We start from the raw sequence: 16378 nt of genomic DNA, 5'->3' as shown, positions 1-16378 counted from the left end.
AAATTTATGATGTGTGTGTTCAATTTTAACGACAAAAGTATAAATATTATTTAAATAGAGTCACAGTTTAGATTTTTTTTGTAAAAATGTAATAAAATGCCATAAGCCAAGCAGATATTAACAATACTCCTCCTACAGGTGTTATAGGACCCAAGAATTTAAAATTTAAATTTGTAATAGACTGTGTAGAAAGAAGAAAAATAGAAACTGAAAAAAACAATATTCCTAGTACCACCAAATTAAAAATTACATTCTTTTGTTCTGGTAAAAACATATTGGTTGTACCTAAAAATAGTAACAAAAAAGCGTGATACATCATATAACGGATCCCTACTTCAAAAGAAATTAGTTGATCTGTATTTAAAACTTTTTTAAGAGCATGCGCTCCAAAAGCTCCCAAAATAATTGAAATTGCACCAAAAAACAAGGCTGTTAATAAAATTTTTCTATCCATTTTTATTAATTTTTTTTTCAAATTTAACATAGTATTCTCAAAAAATTCTATATATTTTATCTATTTCGTTTTTGAAAAAATTACATTTGATTACATTTGTGTAATTTTTTTTACCACACCAAAATGAGAAATATACTAATTATAGGAGCTGGTCGGTCTGCTTCTTCTTTAATAAAATACCTTTTAGAAAAATCTGAAAGTCAAAATTTACATCTTACTATAGGTGATTTATCACTAGAATTAGCACAGCGTAAAACATTAGGACATAAAAATGCAACGCCTATTGCTCTAGATATTCATGATACAAATCAGCGACAAACTGAAATTAAAAAAGCAGACATAGTAATTTCAATGCTTCCAGCTCACATGCACATTGAAGTAGCAAAAGACTGTATTATATACAAAAAACACATGGTTACCGCCTCATATATTAGTGATGCCATGCAAGCTTTAGATGAACAGGCAAAAGAAAATGGTTTAGTGTTCATGAATGAAGTAGGATTAGACCCTGGTATAGATCACATGAGTGCCATGAAAGTATTGGATGAAATCCGTGATCAGGGCGGTAAAACAATTCTTTTTGAGTCATTTTGTGGCGGTTTAGTAGCTCCTGAAAGTGATGATAATCTTTGGAATTACAAATTTACTTGGGCACCAAGAAATGTTGTGTTAGCAGGTCAGGGTGGAGCTGCCAAGTTTATACAAGAAGGCACTTATAAGTATATTCCATATAATAAATTATTTCGTAGAACGGAATTCCTGGAAATTGATGGATTTGGACGTTTTGAGGGATATGCTAACCGTGATTCTTTAAAATATAAAAGCATTTATAATTTAGATGATGCTTTAACACTTTACAGAGGAACTATCCGCCGCGTAGGCTATTCTAAAGCATGGGATATGTTTGTACAACTGGGTATGACAGATGATTCCTATGTAATTGATGATTCTGAAAAAATGAGCTATCGTGATTTTGTAAATCTATTTTTGCCATACCATGCTAGTGACTCCGTTGAAATAAAACTACGTCATCAATTAAAAATAGATCAAGACGATGTAATGTGGGACAAACTTGTGGAATTGGACTTATTTAATAGTCAAAAAACATTAGGTATTAAGAACGCTACACCAGCACAAGCTTTAGAAAAAATATTAACTGATTCATGGACATTACAATCAAATGATAAAGATATGATTGTGATGTATCATAAGTTTGGTTATGAATTAAATGGTCAGCTCAAACAAATAGATGCTACGATGGTTTGCATAGGCGATGATCAGACTTATACTGCTATGGCTAAAACGGTAGGTTTGCCTGTAGCAATGGCTACTTTACAAATCTTAAATGGGAATATTACCACACCTGGCGTGCAATTACCAATTAAAAAAGAAGTTTATATACCTATACTAAAAGAGTTAGAGGAATATGGAGTTATTTTTAATGAAAAAGAAGTTCCATACAAAGGATATAATTAATCTACCCTCCTACTTATTTTTAAGTCACCCATTCTTTTCGATGGGTGATTTTTTATATCTAGTTCGCTCTAATTTTATTACTATATCACTGAAATTATACCATTTAAACTTAAAATATACTGGATTAAAAAATAAAATTCTCGATACGTTTTTTTCATTTTAAAACAACTCGAACAAACACGGTTTGTCACTCCGAATGAGGAGTCTCATAATTAATATTATTGATTTCTCCCTTTGGTCGAAATAACAAGATTGCGAACTTTTTGGACAGTCTCAAGGTTAAAAAAATAGTATATGAGGAAATTTCAAAGTTTAAATGGTATTAGATTTTGTTTGTTCATAGAATAATAAAACTAAATAACATTTTATTGTTTTATTTGAAAACAAAAGTTAACTTTAGGTTTTCAATTTTAAATCAATGCGAATAAATCACTTACAAATTGAAATTGACGGTATAGACAAAGAAATCTTGCGTTATTTAATGGACGATGCTCGTAAGCCTATTTTACAGATTGCTAATAAAATAGGAATTTCAGGAGCAGCTATTCATCAAAGATTACGAAAATTAGAGGAAGCTAAAGTCATTTCGGGTTCAAAGTTTATTGTTAATACAAAAGTCTTAGGATATAGCACTATGGCATTTGTAGGAATATACCTAGATCGCGCCGCGCGAAATTCAGAAGCTGTTAAGGAGTTACGTAAAATTCCAGAAGTATTGGAGTGTCATTATACTACAGGTAATTGGAGTATTTTAATAAAGATGATCTGTCGTGACAATGAACATTTAATGCAATTATTAAATACCAAAATTCAATTTATAGAGGGTGTGTCTAGAACTGAAACTTTTATATCCTTAGATCAACAAATAGAAAGACAAATACAATTATAAATTAATAAAAAATGCCTTAAAAGTTTTTTACTTCTAAGGCATTTATAAATCTTTTACTTTTAAAAAATTAATCTCTCCTACCAAATACTTGCATTGCCCAGTACAACATAGAAGCTACTGCACCAATAGCTGCCACTAAATAAGTCCTAGCTGCCCATTTTAAAGAATCTTCTGCCCCTTCATATTCTTGTTGACTTACCATATTTTTGTTTTTTAACCAAGCTAGTGCTCGATTACTTGCATCGTATTCTACAGGTAATGTAATTAACGAAAAAGCAGTTGCTATAGTCATTAAAGCTAAACCTATTAAAGCTACAATATATCCTATTGATAATCCTTTAGAAGCAATTCCTAAAATCAAACCGCCCATAATCAACCATTGAGATATAGAAGAGGATACATTTACCATCGGTACCATTTTAGAACGCATTGCTAACCAACTATATGCCGTTGCATGTTGAACCGCGTGACCGCACTCATGAGCCGCTACAGCCGCCGCCGCCGCATTTCTTTGATTATACACTGCTTCTGATAGATTTACCGTTTTATCTACTGGATTATAATGATCCGTTAATCTACCTGGTGTAGAAATTACTTTCACATCATAAATCCCATGATCATGGAGCATTTTTTCTGCAATTTCGGCACCACTTAGTCCATTTCGCAAATGTACTTTTGAATAATACTCAAATTTATTTTGTAAACGGTTACTTACCAACCAACTTATAAGGGCAATACCTCCAAGTAAAATATAATATCCTATCATGATTTTATTTTTTTAATAAAACTACAAATTTTAAGCCATTTTTAAAGAATGTCAAATTGACATTTATTTACAAAAGTAATAAAAGTTCCCCATTTTGATTTCTTATAATAGGCAAACGAATCTTTTTTATTTTAATAAAATTTGTTTGTACTGTACTGAGTTGTTTAACAAATCAGTAGCTTTTCTTATAACGCTATTATTTTTTGCATAGTATTGATAAAGACCTTCTTTATATTGGTACCTTTTGATGAGTTCGTCTTTTAATAAATTTATAATTTCATTTTTATTCTTATCTAATTCTACCTCATCTGTTTTCTGTAAAGCTTGTTGCAAAGCCTCATATTGGGTTTTAATTTGCCCCTCTATTTTTTCTTTTTTAGCTTGTTCTAAAACGGATTTAAGAGCTAAATCGGTTTTAGTATCAAACGAAAATTTTTGTGATTTCAAGTAATTTTTAAATTCACTAAAATCTGTATCTCCTAAGTTTGGGATTGAATTACCTAAATTTGGATGTTTATAATAGTATTGATTAGCATACATAAAAATAGCATCTCCTCTAACTAAAGCATCAGTTATAGTACTCGTTTTACTTTCTTCTAGTTCAATATCAGGTTGAATACCTCCACCATCATATACTGTTCTTCCTTTGCGTGTTTTAAAAGCATTGTAATTTTTTGCATCTGTACGTATAGCTTTACCATTAGCATCTTTTTTTGAATAATCTAATGCTTGAATACAACGTCCTGATGGTGTATAGTATCTAGAAATCGTTACTTTTAGTTGCGTACCGTATGTTAAATCAATAGGACGTTGAACTAATCCTTTACCAAAACTTCTAGAACCTATGATTACTGCTCGGTCTAGGTCTTGTAATGCGCCTGAAACAATTTCACTTGCGGAAGCACTTTTACCATCTACAATGATAGCAAGAGGAATATCTAAATCTACGGGTTGCTTAGATGTTTTGTAGATGTTATTGTGTTTTTCTATTTTAGATTTTGTGGTTACAATGATCTCTCCAGCGGGAACGAATAAATTGCATATATTGACTGCTTCGTGTAAAAGTCCACCTGGATTACCTCTAAGATCTAATATGATTTGAGTGGCTCCTTGATCTTTTAAATTTTCTAATGCTTCGCGTGTTTCGCTGGAAGCTTTTGCATTAAATTGTGAGAGTACGATATAACCTGTTTTAGAGTCAGCCATACCATAATAAGGAACTGCTTTTACATCTATTTCATCTAAAAGTAATTGAGTCGTTTTGAGTTCATTATTTCTTTTATATTGTATGGAAATTTTGGTATTCTTACTCCCTTTGAGTAATTGAGATACATCTTCTTTAAAATCAGAAAGGATGACATCATTAACTTGAATGATTTCATCACCTGCTTTTAAACCCGCTTTGTCTGCAGGATAACCTTTATAAGGTTCACGTATATAAGTTTTACCTTCTTTTCTGGTAATCATGGCACCTATACCTGTATATTCACCTGTATTATTTATTTTGAAGCGAACTACGTCAGCTTCATTAAAATAAACAGTATAGGGATCTAATTCAGCTAACATACTTTTTATTGACTTATCCATTAATTCAGCAGGATTTGTTTGGTCAACATAATTCATATTAACGGTTTTAAATAAGGTTGTAAAAATTTCAATCTGCTTGGCTATTTCAAAAAAATCTTCTTTGAAACTAGCTCCTACAAACAAAAAACCTCCTGCAAGTACAGGTAAAATATATCTTTTTTTTATGGATAGACTCATAATATATGGTTTATTAAAACACTTTATAATTACTTAAAGGAACTAGAAAAATTATCTTTAATTTTTAATATTCTAAAGTTCCTATATGACGCATTACACGGATGGTTTTATTTTTTCTTTTTTCAACATAGTTAGAAGATCCAACGGCTTTGTATTTTCTTGGACTTGGTAATATGGCTGCTATTGAAGCAGCTTCGTATTTTGTGAGGCTTTTAGAGCTTTTGTGAAACCAGTATTGACATGCGGCTTCTGCTCCATAAATACCATTTCCCATTTCGATGCTGTTTAAGTAAACTTCCATAATGCGTTTTTTACCCCATACTAATTCAATTAAAACGGTATAATAAGCTTCTAATGCTTTACGTAAATAACTACGTCCTTGCCATAAGAAAATGTTTTTGGCTGTTTGTTGTGATATGGTGCTTCCTCCTTTTAATTTTTTTCCTTTTAGATTTCCTTTAAATGCTTTATTCATAGCAGAAAAATCAAATCCGTTATGTTGAAGAAAAAGACCGTCTTCGCTAGATATAACGGCTTTTTGCAAATTAAGGGATAGATCATCAATGGGTACCCAATCATGTGAAAAGATAACTTCTTTACCAGCTGCTTTATTTTCTATTGCTCTTATTATCATTAAAGGAGTAAAAGGTACTGGTATGTATTTAAATAAAAATACAAAAGCTATAGAGATTACATTAAAATACAAAAAACACTTCCATAAAAATAATTTAACCTTAGTCATAAAGGTAGACGATGGGGTTTTAGATTTCGTTTTTGTATTTGTTTTGTTATTTATATTTTTTTTTGTTGTCATTTATATTAAATCAGCTAATTCTTGTCCTATTAAACTTCCTATGGCAATACCCATGCCTCCCATTCGTACCCCACAAAAAACATTTGTTGAAAGCGATTTTACTATTGGTTTTTTATGAATGCCTATTCCCATAATACCGCTCCAACGATGAGCAATGGTTACTTTAGTTTGTGGCAAAATTACGGTTTTTAATAATTCTTCCAATTTGTTTTGTATTAAAGCTGTTTGATCCATTGAAATAGTGGTTTCGCCTATAAAATCTAAATTTCGTCCTCCTCCTAATAAAATACGATTGTCTATATTTCTGAAATAATAATATCCTTTATCTAAATGAAAAGTACCCTTTATTTCTAAATTGGGTATAGGTTCAGTTATGAGTATTTGTGCCCGAGCAGGTTTTACTTCACCATTTGTCAGATTTTCAGCAAATCCGTTGGTTGCAAAGAGTAGTTTTTGCGTTTTAAAAGTATACCCCTCTAATTCTACTTCTACTTCATTCCCTAAGTCTACATAATTTTTAACCGTTTGATTATTTAAAATGAGAATATTACTTTCAAAACCTTTTGTTAGTAATGCTTGCATCATTTTACCTGTATCTATTTGTGCCTCAAATGGATTAAAAAGGCTATATTTTTTTATGTTTTTAAAGTTAAAACGATCTATTTGTTTTTCAAAAGTATCTGTTTTAAACAGGGGACGAAGAAGATCATTTATAAATGGCATTTTTTGTAGACAGTCTTCATAACAGTCTTCATTTTCCGATAAAAATAGTTCATACCCCCCATAGTGTTTTAAATCAATAGAAATATCTCCTAAATTTTTACGCAATAGTTGTAAGCCATTCCAACGTTTTTTTACAAGTTGAATAACTTCTTCTTCTGTATGTATTTTTAGATCATCTAGAATCTCTGACAGAGAACCAAAACAAGCGAACCCAGCATTTTTAGTACTAGCTCCTTCTGGGAGTTTGCCTTTTTCTAAAACAAGTATTTTACTGTTAGGAAATCGTTCTCGCAGGCGTAAAGCTGTATGCAAACCTACAATTCCACTACCTACTATGGTAAAATCAACGGATGTAAACCAATTTTTTATTTCCCAGTAACTTAGACGCATTTTTTATAACTAATTTGAAAGATCGTTCCTTTATTAATTTCGGAATGTAAAACCTTTATTTTTCCTTTATGATATTCTTCTACTATACGTTTGGTTAAAGATAATCCAAGTCCCCAACCTCTTTTTTTAGTTGTAAAGCCAGGTTCAAATATTTTTTTGAAATGACTTCTTGGAATACCTTTACCTGTATCGGATATTTTAATTTTAATATGATTATCTTCATCTGCTATCATTATATCTATATCTCCTCTACCTCGCATAGCATCTATAGCATTTTTTACTAAATTTTCTATTGTCCAGCTATGCAATGTAGGATTTATTTTAGCAAACAATTCTTGTTGAGTCGAAAAAAACTGAAATTTTACCTGTCCTTCAAATCGGGAAGCTAAATAATCGTATACTAATTTCGTTTCTTCCACAATATTTTTATTTTCTAAATTAGGTTCAGAGCCTATTTTAGAAAAACGTTCCGTTATGTTTTGAAGTCTAAAAAGATCTTTTTCAATTTCAGAAACGATAGTATCATCTACTTGCTCAGCTTTCATAATTTCGACCCATCCAATTAATGATGAAAGCGGTGTACCAATTTGATGTGCTGTTTCTTTGGCCATACCCGCCCAGAGTTTACTTTGAGCTGAAATTTTATTAGTTCGATAATAATTATAAACTAAAGCACCAAATAAAACAATAATCGTAATCAATGCCATAGGATAATATTTTAGTTGGCTTAATAATGCCGAGTCCATATAATACAAATAGCGACGTTTTCCTTTGTCGTATTCAATATTAATTTTGTTATTAGCTTGTTTAAACTGGAAAATAACATGTTTTGTTTTCTTAGGGCTCTTAAATAAAGCTTCGTCTAGATTGGTAAAACTCAATATACTATCTTTTTCATCTAATAGTATTGTAGGAATGGTTTCATTATTAGTTAATATTTGTAAAGGCAAATCTACTTCTGTTTCATCTGTTGCATTTTGTAATGTTTTTTGAGCCGTAGCCAAAAGTTCCATTTTATGACGCTCTTCTTTTCTAAAAATTTGCATCAAAGTATAGGTATTCCACAAAATAAGGCTAATAATTAGGAAAGAAAATCCTACTAACAGCCAACGAATAGAATTATTTTTATTAGTAAAAATCATTATTTATGCTTAAGAGTCTAAATATAATAAAAGTCTATTTTCTTTACTTTATTTTATAGCTTCTTTTCTTATTTTTGTTTAAAAACCAATTTATAAATGAAAAGTTTCATTCCTACTGAATTATCTACCCCACAAGTTCAGTCTTATTTACAAGGGGCTATTGTGCCAAGACCCATTGCATTTGCTAGTACGATAGATGCACAAGGTAGACCTAATTTATCTCCTTTTAGTTTTTTTAATGTTTTTAGTGCTAATCCTCCTATTTTAGTCTTTTCTCCAGCCAGAAGAGTAAGAGGTAATACAACTAAACATACCTTAGAAAACGCATTAGAAACTAAAGAAGTGGTTATAAATGTTGTAAATTATGATATTGTACAACAAATGTCGCTTTCCAGTACGGAGTATGCTGAAGGAATAAATGAATTTGAAAAAGCGGGTCTCACGACATTATCTTCTGATCTTGTAAAACCATTTCGTGTTGCCGAATCACCCGTACAATTTGAGTGTAAAATAAATGAAATAATTTCATTAGGCACAGAAGGAGGTGCTGGTAATTTAATAATTTGTGAAGTTCTAAAAATCCATGTAGATGAAACTATCTTAGATAAAAATGGGATGATTGATCAACATAAAATTGATTTGGTAGCTCGTTTAGGTGGGAATTGGTATTCGCGTTCTAACATGGGTTTATTTGAAGTACCAAAACCTTTGATCTCTTTAGGAATTGGAGTAGATGCAATTCCTAGCTTTATTAAAGAAGATTCTTTTTTTACAGGAAATGATTTAGGTATGCTAGGAAATATAGAAGCTTTGCCAAAAGAAGAAGAAATCCTTATCTTTGTCCAAGAAAACAATTTAATTAAAGAAGCTTTACAGGCTAATAATCTTATAAAGATCAAAGAATTAGCTAAAGAGTATTTAAAAAAACAAGACATACTTTCGGCATGGAAAGTGCTGTTAGCAAAATAATTAATACAAGTTATCATGGAAGTTACAGGAAGAATTAAAATGATTAACCCTACACAAGAGGTTAGTGCATCTTTTAAAAAAAGAGAGTTAGTAGTTACAACAGAGGAGCAATATCCACAACATATCATGATTGAGTTTACTCAAGCAAAAGTAGATGATTTAAATAACTTCCAAGTAGGAGAACAGGTAAAAGTATCAATTAATTTACGTGGTCGCGAGTGGATTAATCCGCAAGGAGAAGCTAAATATTTTAATACCATTCAAGGATGGAGAATTGAAAGAGTTCAACCTATGCAGGCAACACAACCTGCTATGACTCAACAAATGCCTCCAATGCCCGCAGCACAAGCTTTTGAACCAGCTCCTAGTTTCAATGAAGAAGAACATGACGATCTTCCTTTCTAATTTAAAAAACAAAAAAATAAAGACAAAAAGTCATTCAGTATGTAAAATATTTGAATGACTTTTTAGTTTAATAATATCTTTGCTCTTTTTTCCTTTTATTATTTTTCTAATAAATTATGTACTTTATAACTAAAGAATTATATTTTCCACCAATAGAAGAAACATCAAAAGAAGGTGTACTAGCAGTAGGTGGTGATTTATCGCCTGAACGATTATTATTAGCCTATAAAAACGGTATTTTTCCTTGGTTTGATGATAATGATCCTATTTTATGGTGGTGTCCACCTCAGCGTATGGTTTTATTTCCTAATGAATTTAAACCCTCTAAAAGTATGCGAAATGTAATAAATAAAGGTATTTTTAAAATTACTTTTAATACGTGTTTTCGTGATGTAATGATTAATTGTCAACAAATTTATCGTCCAGACCAATACGGAACCTGGATTACAGACGAAATGATAGATTCCTACACATATTTGCATGAAATAGGAAAGGCAATGTCCGTTGAGGTTTGGCTAGAAAAGGAATTAGTAGGTGGATTATATGGTGTAGATATGAATCCTATTTTTTGTGGTGAAAGTATGTTTTCTCATGTGAGTAATGCTTCTAAAGTGGCTTTTATTGCGTTAGTAGATTATCTAAAGGAAAATAAATACAAACTATTAGATTGTCAAATATACAACGATCATTTAGCTTCTTTAGGATGTTATGAAATACCTAGAGAGGACTTTATAACACTTTTAAAAGAGAAATAAAGGGAGTCTATAGAGATAAATCTGGGGTTATAAAATTATATACAAATAAATATTCCACTAGAGGTCTTAAGTAATAAAAAAGGCTGTCCTCAATTAAAAGAAGAAATTCAAGAATATATTAACTATTATACCATTTAAACTTTGAAATTTCCTCGTAATACTTTTTTTAACCTTGAGACTGTCCAAAAAATTCGCAATCTTGTCATCCTATGTTTGCACAGGGAAGTTTTTTGAATATTTTATAAATTTATTTCAACAGAAGAAAGAGAAAGATAAAAAGCTAAATTTTGTCATTGGTCAAAAGACTCTTCGCAATGCTAGTTCCTTTCTCTCTCTGCTTTTGAACTTGGACAGTTCATTTAGAGTTATTTGCTTTTTTGATTCGCTTAAGCTTAAATCCTAAAAAATCTCTAATATTTTCTGAATATAATGTATCTAAACTACCATCATTATTTCTTTTGATATTAATTCACATAATTCTATGTCTTGAATTCTAAAATTCAATGCTTTTACATTGTTAATTACATAAGAATATAAAGCTTGGTTATCCCCTTTTACAACACTAGAATTTGGTTATAAGTAAAATCTATATCTTTTCTTCTATTGTTTGAATCAATTATTCTAACAACTTTATCATAAAGAACTTCAGAGTCAATTATCTCAAAGTTATTTTCTTTATGATAAAAAGTTGTTCGTTTGAAGTTTGATTGTCGGACTTATTCCCATTATAAAGAAAATACAATTGATGCTTAATTATAAATCCTAGTTTTGTTAAATCCTTATATTCTTCAATTTTAGATGAAAGATCTTTAGAATTAGGTAATTCATTTCCTTTTAGGAAAAACTCCTCAAAATTATCTTTGAATTTATCTAACTTTCCTTGTTCCTGTTTTTTAGAGTTTTTACATTGAAAAACATACATTATACATTGAAGCCATTTCCTTCAAAATAAATTCCATCAATTCTACCATCTTGATTTAAGCTTTTATTATTATCAGGAGTTAAAATTAAAATTTCATTTATAGACTTCATCGAAAGATTTATCTAATACAACTGCAATAGAAAACACTTCAAACGCATCATCAATTGAAATTTCAAATTGTTTAGAAATTCTTTCTAAATACCCTCTAATAAATAAATCTTTCATCCTTCCTAATATTTATCCAACCAAGTTAATAATCTTTCCTGGAACGATAATCACATTTTTAGGTGTATGTCCTTGTAATTGTGCTTGTGTACGTTCATCTTTCATGATGATTTCTTCTATTTGTTCTTTGCTTAAATCTAGTGGTAATTTAATTTTAAAACGCATTTTCCCATTAAAAGAAACTGGATATTCTTTTTCGCTTTCTACTAAATATTTTTCTTCAAATTTAGGGAAAGCTACCGTTGCTATGGAACCTTGGTGTCCTAACGCATTCCATAATTCTTCAGCAATATGAGGCGCATAAGGTGAAATAATCACAGCTAATGGTTCTAAAATAGCTCTATGATGACATTTTTGTTGAGACAATTCATTCACACAAATCATAAATTGGGAAACCGAAGTATTAAATGAGAAATTCTCAATATCCTCAGTTACTTTTTTGATCGTTTTATGTAACGATTTGTACATATCTGCCGTTGGTTCCTCATTAGTAACAATACTTTCATTGTCATCAAAATACAAACGCCATAATTTCTTTAAGAAACCATACACACCAGTAATACCAGCCGTGTTCCAAGGTTTAGCTTGTTCTAATGGCCCTAAGAACATTTCGTATAAACGCAACGTATCCGCACCGTATTCATTACAAATATCATCTGGGTTGACTACATTATACCAACGTTTTGACATTTTTTCTACTTCGCGACCTACAATATATTTTCCATTTTCAGTAATAAATTCAGCTTCTTTGAATTCAGGGATCCAATTTCTTAATTTTTCTAAATCTATTTCATCTGAAGCATTAACGATATTTACATCTACACGAATTTCTTCTGTTTGATATTCAGATTTTAAATTTTTAGAAACATACTGATTTGTTCCAGAAATTCTGTAAACAATTGCACTCATTCCCAAAATCATCCCTTGATTGATTAATTTTTTGAATGGTTCTTCTGTTGGAGCAAAGCCTCTATCTTTTAAGAATTTGTTCCAAAAACGAGAATATAATAAGTGCCCAGTAGCGTGCTCGCTTCCGCCTATGTATAAATCGACATTTTCCCAGTATTTTAATGCTTCTTCACTTGCAAATTCGTTTTCATTAGAAGCATCCATATATCGCATCCAGTACCAAGACGAACCTGCCCAGCCTGGCATAGTGTTTAATTCTAATGGAAATATGGTCTCGTTGTTAATTAACTGATTACTAACTACTGTACACTGCACGCTATCCCAAGCCCAAACCGAAGCGTTTCCTAATGGTGGCTGACCATCTTCTGTTGGTAAGTATTTTTCTACTTCAGGCAAAATGATTGGTAAATGTTTCGCTTCAATCATTTGAGGTAATCCATTTACATAATACACCGGGAAGGGTTCACCCCAATAACGTTGGCGAGAGAAAACAGCATCACGCAAACGGTAGTTTACTTTGGCTTTACCTGCTCCTATTTTTTCTAATTCCTCAATAACTTTCTTGGTTCCTGATTTGTAATCTAATCCGTTTAAGAAATCAGAATCTACTAATTCGAAACCAGATTTTTCGGAAAAAGCGGCAGCCTCCCCCGACCCCTCCAAAGGAGGGGAGGTAAGACTGAATATATTTTTAATTGGAATATTAAAATGTTTTGCGAATGCGTAATCTCTTTCATCTCCAATTGGTACTGCCATTACTGCACCAGTCCCGTATCCTGCTAATACATAATCGCCAATCCAAACGGGAATTGGTTCTTTGGTAAACGGATGTTCCGCATACGCACCTGTAAATACCCCCGAAATGGTTTTCACATCGGCCATACGCTCTCTTTCTGAACGTTTTGCCGTTGCTTCAATATAGGCATCTACCGCGGCTTTTTGCTCAGGAGTCGTAATTTGCGCAACCAATTCGTGTTCAGGAGCTAATGTCATAAATGTTACTCCAAAAATCGTATCAGGACGGGTAGTAAATACTGGAATTCTGAATTCTGAATTCTGAATTCTGAATTCAACGTGCGCACCGACCGATTTTCCAATCCAGTTGCGTTGTGATTCTTTCAACGATTCGGTCCAATCGATGGTATCAAGACCTTGTAATAATCTTTCTGCATAGGCAGAAATTCGCATTGACCATTGGGTCATTTTTTTACGAATTACAGGGTGACCACCACGTTCTGAAACACCGTTTACAATTTCGTCATTTGCCAAAACTGTTCCTAAAGCAGGACACCAGTTTACTTCGGTTTCGGCTAAATAGGTTAATCGATATTGTAGCAATATTTTTTGTTGCTCTTCAGAAGTATATGATTTCCAGTCATCAGCCGTAAACACAGCAATGTTATCATCACAAACCGCATTAACATTTGCATTTCCTTCTTTTTCAAAAACAGAAACTAAAGTTGAAATATCTTCGGCTTTATCAGAATCATTATTATACCAGGAATTAAACAATTGAATAAAAATCCATTGGGTGTGTTTGTAATAATCAGGATTAGAAGTACGTACTTCACGATCCCAATCGAAAGAAAAACCTATTTTATCTAATTGTTCACGATAACGAGCAATGTTTTCGCGAGTTGTCTTTTCTGGATGTTGACCAGTTTGGATAGCATATTGTTCTGCTGGTAAACCAAAAGAATCATACCCTTGTGGATGTAATACATTGTATCCTTGATGGCGTTTATAACGTGCCACAATATCAGAAGCGATATATCCCAGCGGGTGTCCTACGTGTAATCCCGCTCCTGAAGGATATGGGAACATATCTAATACGTAGTATTTTGGCTTATCCGAATTATTTGATGCAGCAAAGGTTTTATGATCTGCCCAGTACTTTTGCCATTTGGCTTCGATGTCGTTGTGAAAATATTTCATATTATTTCTTATTTGGGTATAATGCCAAATGATTTTTAGTTTTAAAATAAATAATTAAAAGTTTAATCAAGTTTTCCAATGAAACCTAAACCGTAGGTTTTTTCATTTAAAATAGGATAAGCAATATAGCTCATTCTTTTATCTTTTTTTGTTTGATCCCATTTAAAAGGACTCCAATAATGCACTACAATAGCGGATGCCATTCCTATACCTGCACCTGCAGCAACATCGCCAGGCCAATGACGTGTGTTAGCTACTCGTAATACTCCTGTAGCAGTTGCAAATAAAAAACCAGAGGCTGCATACCATTTATTAGAATCTTTATATTCTAAATATTGAAGCATGGCATTTGTAAAAGCGGTTGCCGCATGTCCTGATGGGAATGAATTTTTAGCAGATCCATCAGGACGTAAGTCTCCTACAGAATTCTTTAATCCGTGTACAATAGCAGCACTGATAGCATTTGAAACGATTTGATTTGTAATTATTTGTTTATATCCGTGCTTACTTTCAATGCCTATGGTTTTACCACCTAAGGTTTGAACAATAGGAATATACTGTATATAATCATCAATTTTGGTACTAAAAGAAGTGCCAAATAATTGATTTTTAAAATCTAATAATTGATTACGCCAAGCTGGATTACGTAAAATAACACCAGATACTATTAATGCAGTAGGAATAATCATTTTCTTCATTTTAAAGGTATCATAATGATCTACCTTTTTTCCATGTATTGTATCTATTATTTGTGCAAAACTAGAAAAAGTGCATAAATAGCTTATTAATATACAATAAATTAATTTTTGTTTTTTCATAATCTATCTAAAAAGTAATGGATAATCCTAATGTTTTAAAACCAGCCTTATTGGAACCAATGATATTCATTTCGTATTTAGGCTTGTTTAATTGTAATCCTATGTTTTTATTTACATCTTTAAATCTTCTTTTGGCAATATTTTTACCAGAAAAATATCCTATCAATAAAGCTAGAGGATAATCTGAAATCCAATGTACTTCACTTTGAACCATCTGAAAACACATACCTGCTATTAATGTATATCCAACAGGTTTAATCCATTTATAATCTGGATAATTGGTCGTAATCACGGTTAAAGCAGACATAATTGTAGTAAGATGTCCAGAAGGCATAGCATCATAATGAGGGGTAGATTTTGAATAGGCTGAAAAACTAGGAAAAGGATTCCAGTCGCCTCCTGGATTACCATTTTCACGTGCAATGAATGGACTTTCGCGTCCTGTAACTCGTTTTAAAAATTGAACATACACCCCTGATAATGCTAAACTTTCTATTAAGCCGCTGGCGGTTGATAACGCTCTATAGTCATTATTAAACAAACCAAAAGTTGTAAATCCAGCTGTTAGTAATATAACTGTAGTACCATTTCCTATTAGATAAAAACCAGCGCCAAGATTTTTAGGGATATTCTGTAACGGCCCAAATTTACCATATATATTATTAGAACTTAATCCTATACGATCCGAAAATTCGCGTGATGAATTTGTGATTGATTGATCAAACGGAACTAAAAGAGCTGTACTTGCAACTGCTCCTCCTAAATACCAAGCATGATCTTTAGCAATAAAGTCTTTGCTAGTAGTAATAAAATCCTTTGGTAAAAAAGTAATGGCATCTAAAATTCGAGGTTTGTTATAAATTCGACTCGTATTTGGATTGATTTGATAAGACTGTGTTTTTTCTTCTGTTTCAAGTTTATCGGTTTTGATTCCTACTAAAGTATCTTTACTTTGACAGAATAAACTTAGATTTAACAGTAAACAACAATAAAAAGCTATTTTTTTCAACTCTTTTAAATTT

General features: G+C 31.6%; 15 protein-coding genes. 5 read left to right on the top strand and 10 right to left on the bottom strand.

Annotation, left to right across the window (positions count from 1 at the left end):
* Window positions 1-67: 67 nt before the first annotated feature.
* Window positions 68-454: a DUF423 domain-containing protein gene (locus tag ACUXZJ_RS03785; protein WP_060383913.1), complete on the bottom strand. Its 387-nt coding sequence runs from the start codon at window positions 452-454 to the stop codon at window positions 68-70.
* Between the two features lie 123 nt (window positions 455-577).
* On the opposite strand from ACUXZJ_RS03785, the gene ACUXZJ_RS03780 reads away from it, so the two are divergent.
* Both ACUXZJ_RS03780 and ACUXZJ_RS03775 read left to right on the top strand, forming a co-directional pair.
* Window positions 578-1930: a saccharopine dehydrogenase family protein gene (locus tag ACUXZJ_RS03780; protein ID WP_063743496.1), complete on the top strand. Its 1353-nt coding sequence runs from the start codon at window positions 578-580 to the stop codon at window positions 1928-1930.
* Between the two features lie 418 nt (window positions 1931-2348).
* Window positions 2349-2819, top strand: coding sequence for an Lrp/AsnC family transcriptional regulator (locus ACUXZJ_RS03775; protein WP_060383689.1), 471 nt, complete (start codon window positions 2349-2351; stop codon window positions 2817-2819).
* Between the two features lie 67 nt (window positions 2820-2886).
* On the opposite strand, the gene ACUXZJ_RS03770 is transcribed toward ACUXZJ_RS03775, so the two are convergent.
* The 5 genes from ACUXZJ_RS03770 to ACUXZJ_RS03750 all read right to left on the bottom strand — a co-directional run bounded on the left by ACUXZJ_RS03770 (window position 2887) and on the right by ACUXZJ_RS03750 (window position 8418).
* Complete coding sequence (locus ACUXZJ_RS03770; protein WP_060383690.1) at window positions 2887-3585, bottom strand: zinc metallopeptidase; 699 nt, start codon at window positions 3583-3585, stop codon at window positions 2887-2889.
* Between the two features lie 126 nt (window positions 3586-3711).
* The gene (locus ACUXZJ_RS03765; RefSeq protein WP_060383691.1) at window positions 3712-5349 is read right to left on the bottom strand and encodes a S41 family peptidase; all 1638 of its coding nucleotides are present in this window, start codon (window positions 5347-5349) and stop codon (window positions 3712-3714) included.
* 64 nt (window positions 5350-5413) lie between these two features.
* Window positions 5414-6163, bottom strand: a complete 750-nt coding sequence (gene mtgA, locus ACUXZJ_RS03760; protein WP_060383692.1) for a monofunctional biosynthetic peptidoglycan transglycosylase — start codon at window positions 6161-6163, stop codon at window positions 5414-5416.
* Window positions 6164-7276: an NAD(P)/FAD-dependent oxidoreductase gene (locus tag ACUXZJ_RS03755; RefSeq protein ID WP_060383693.1), complete on the bottom strand. Its 1113-nt coding sequence runs from the start codon at window positions 7274-7276 to the stop codon at window positions 6164-6166.
* The gene (locus ACUXZJ_RS03750; RefSeq protein ID WP_060383694.1) at window positions 7267-8418 is read right to left on the bottom strand and encodes a sensor histidine kinase; all 1152 of its coding nucleotides are present in this window, start codon (window positions 8416-8418) and stop codon (window positions 7267-7269) included. The genes ACUXZJ_RS03755 and ACUXZJ_RS03750 overlap by 10 nt, the downstream gene beginning before the upstream one ends.
* 96 nt (window positions 8419-8514) lie before the next feature.
* Here ACUXZJ_RS03750 and ACUXZJ_RS03745 point away from each other — a divergent pair, with 96 nt between their 5' ends.
* The 3 genes from ACUXZJ_RS03745 (at window position 8515) to aat (ending at window position 10547) form a co-directional block, all read left to right on the top strand.
* A complete protein-coding gene (locus ACUXZJ_RS03745) occupies window positions 8515-9387 on the top strand; it encodes a flavin reductase family protein (RefSeq protein ID WP_446195818.1) in 873 nt (290 codons plus the stop codon).
* Window positions 9388-9402: 15 nt separating this feature from the next.
* Window positions 9403-9792 carry a DUF3127 domain-containing protein gene (locus ACUXZJ_RS03740; RefSeq protein WP_060383696.1) on the top strand — a complete coding sequence of 130 codons (390 nt, stop codon included), beginning with the start codon at window positions 9403-9405 and terminating at the stop codon, window positions 9790-9792.
* 116 nt (window positions 9793-9908) lie between these two features.
* Complete coding sequence (aat, locus tag ACUXZJ_RS03735) at window positions 9909-10547, top strand: leucyl/phenylalanyl-tRNA--protein transferase (RefSeq protein WP_063743493.1); 639 nt, start codon at window positions 9909-9911, stop codon at window positions 10545-10547.
* 655 nt (window positions 10548-11202) lie between these two features.
* Here the strand turns inward: aat and ACUXZJ_RS03730 are convergent.
* The 4 genes from ACUXZJ_RS03730 to ACUXZJ_RS03715 form a co-directional block, all read right to left on the bottom strand.
* Window positions 11203-11469: a hypothetical protein gene (locus ACUXZJ_RS03730; protein ID WP_063743492.1), complete on the bottom strand. Its 267-nt coding sequence runs from the start codon at window positions 11467-11469 to the stop codon at window positions 11203-11205.
* 237 nt (window positions 11470-11706) lie between these two features.
* The gene (gene leuS / locus ACUXZJ_RS03725; protein ID WP_063743491.1) at window positions 11707-14538 is read right to left on the bottom strand and encodes a leucine--tRNA ligase; all 2832 of its coding nucleotides are present in this window, start codon (window positions 14536-14538) and stop codon (window positions 11707-11709) included.
* Between the two features lie 62 nt (window positions 14539-14600).
* The gene (locus ACUXZJ_RS03720) at window positions 14601-15356 is read right to left on the bottom strand and encodes a phosphatase PAP2 family protein (RefSeq protein ID WP_060383700.1); all 756 of its coding nucleotides are present in this window, start codon (window positions 15354-15356) and stop codon (window positions 14601-14603) included.
* 7 nt (window positions 15357-15363) lie between these two features.
* On the bottom strand, window positions 15364-16365 hold the full coding sequence (locus ACUXZJ_RS03715) for a phosphatase PAP2 family protein (protein ID WP_060383701.1): 1002 nt from the start codon (window positions 16363-16365) through the stop codon (window positions 15364-15366).
* Window positions 16366-16378: the final 13 nt, after the last annotated feature.

The sequence above is a fragment of the Flavobacterium sp. TN-1 genome, from assembly GCF_052828645.1.
Note: the sequence above shows the minus strand (reverse complement) of the source record. Positions and strands in the feature narration are given on the sequence as shown.

Coding starts and splice junctions, on each gene's coding strand:
- ACUXZJ_RS03745 (WP_446195818.1), top strand. CDS start 8,515: ATGAAAAGTTTCATTCCTACTGAATTATCTACCCCACAAGTTCAGTCT.
- ACUXZJ_RS03730 (WP_063743492.1), bottom strand. CDS start 11,469: ATGTATGTTTTTCAATGTAAAAACTCTAAAAAACAGGAACAAGGAAAG.
- ACUXZJ_RS03775 (WP_060383689.1), top strand. CDS start 2,349: ATGCGAATAAATCACTTACAAATTGAAATTGACGGTATAGACAAAGAA.
- ACUXZJ_RS03770 (WP_060383690.1), bottom strand. CDS start 3,585: ATGATAGGATATTATATTTTACTTGGAGGTATTGCCCTTATAAGTTGG.
- aat (WP_063743493.1), top strand. CDS start 9,909: ATGTACTTTATAACTAAAGAATTATATTTTCCACCAATAGAAGAAACA.
- ACUXZJ_RS03780 (WP_063743496.1), top strand. CDS start 578: ATGAGAAATATACTAATTATAGGAGCTGGTCGGTCTGCTTCTTCTTTA.
- ACUXZJ_RS03740 (WP_060383696.1), top strand. CDS start 9,403: ATGGAAGTTACAGGAAGAATTAAAATGATTAACCCTACACAAGAGGTT.
- ACUXZJ_RS03765 (WP_060383691.1), bottom strand. CDS start 5,349: ATGAGTCTATCCATAAAAAAAAGATATATTTTACCTGTACTTGCAGGA.
- ACUXZJ_RS03750 (WP_060383694.1), bottom strand. CDS start 8,418: ATGATTTTTACTAATAAAAATAATTCTATTCGTTGGCTGTTAGTAGGA.
- ACUXZJ_RS03720 (WP_060383700.1), bottom strand. CDS start 15,356: ATGAAAAAACAAAAATTAATTTATTGTATATTAATAAGCTATTTATGC.
- mtgA (WP_060383692.1), bottom strand. CDS start 6,163: ATGACAACAAAAAAAAATATAAATAACAAAACAAATACAAAAACGAAA.
- ACUXZJ_RS03785 (WP_060383913.1), bottom strand. CDS start 454: ATGGATAGAAAAATTTTATTAACAGCCTTGTTTTTTGGTGCAATTTCA.
- ACUXZJ_RS03755 (WP_060383693.1), bottom strand. CDS start 7,276: ATGCGTCTAAGTTACTGGGAAATAAAAAATTGGTTTACATCCGTTGAT.
- leuS (WP_063743491.1), bottom strand. CDS start 14,538: ATGAAATATTTTCACAACGACATCGAAGCCAAATGGCAAAAGTACTGG.